Here is a 1,235-nt window from a genome sequence, read left to right as displayed (position 1 = left end):
CGCCTCGGCCAGGCGGCCGGGCGCTTCTTCAACCGCGGCACCCATCGCCACCGCGTCGTCATCGGCAAGGACACCCGCATCTCGGGCTACATGCTGGAGCCGGCGCTGACCGCGGGCTTCATCGGCGCAGGGATGGACGTGGTGCTGGTCGGGCCGCTGCCGACTCCGGCGATCGCCCTGCTGACCCGAAGCCTGCGGGCCGATCTCGGCGTGATGATCAGCGCCAGCCACAACCCCTACGAGGACAACGGCATCAAGCTGTTCGGGCCCGACGGCTTGAAGCTCTCGGACGCGCAGGAGGCGGCGATCGAGGCGCTGATGGACGGCGACCTCGTCGCCGCCCTGGTGGCACCGGCCAGGCTCGGCCGCGCCAGCCGGATGGAGGATGCGCCGGGCCGCTACATCGAGGCAGCGAAGCAGTCCTTCCCGCGCGGCCTGACGCTCGAGAAGCTGCGGATCGTCGTGGATTGCGCGCATGGCGCCGCCTACAAGGTGGCGCCGACGGTGCTGTGGGAACTCGGGGCGGAGGTGGTGCCGGTCGGCGTCGCGCCGGACGGGTTCAACATCAACAACGGCGTCGGCTCCACCGCGCCGGGGCGGCTGGCCGAGATCGTGCGCGAGCGCCGCGCCGATATCGGCATCGCGCTCGACGGCGATGCCGACCGGCTGGTGCTGGTGGACGAGGCCGGGTCGATCATCGACGGCGACCAGATCCTCGCCCTGATCGCCGGCTTCTGGCACGCGCAGGAGCGGCTGCGCGGCGGCAACGTGGTCGCCACCGTGATGTCGAACATGGGGCTCGAGCGCTACCTGCGGGAGCGCGGGCTCGGCCTGCTGCGGACCAATGTCGGCGACCGCTATGTCGGCGAGAGGATGCGCGAGGCCGGCTGCAACCTCGGCGGCGAGCAGTCCGGCCACATGATCATGACCGATTTCGGCACCACCGGGGACGGGCTGATCGCGGCGCTGCAGGTGCTGGCGGTACTGGTCGAGGGCCGCCGCCCCGCCAGCGAGGTCTGCCGCTGCTTCCGCCCGCTGCCGCAGCGCTTGGTGAACGTGCGCTTCTCCGGCGCCTCGCCGCTGAAGCATGCCGAGGTGCAGCGCGAGATCGCCACGCATGAGGAGAAGCTCGGCGAGCGCGGCCGCATCCTGATCCGCGCCAGCGGCACCGAGCCGGTGATCCGCGTCATGGCCGAGGCGGAGGACGAGGCGCTGGTCAACGACACGGTGGAGAC

General features: G+C 71.6%; 1 protein-coding gene. It reads left to right on the top strand.

Annotated elements, in window-relative coordinates:
* Positions 1-1,235, top strand: a 1,235-nt coding sequence (gene glmM / locus E2C06_RS36510) for a phosphoglucosamine mutase (protein ID WP_133293393.1), incomplete at both ends; no start/stop codon positions are given.

Source organism: Dankookia rubra (assembly GCF_004355005.1).
Taxonomy (GTDB): Bacteria; Pseudomonadota; Alphaproteobacteria; order Acetobacterales; family Acetobacteraceae; genus Paracraurococcus; species Paracraurococcus ruber_A.
The sequence above is the reverse complement of the archived record's forward strand: the minus strand, read 5'-3'. Positions and strand labels throughout refer to the sequence as shown.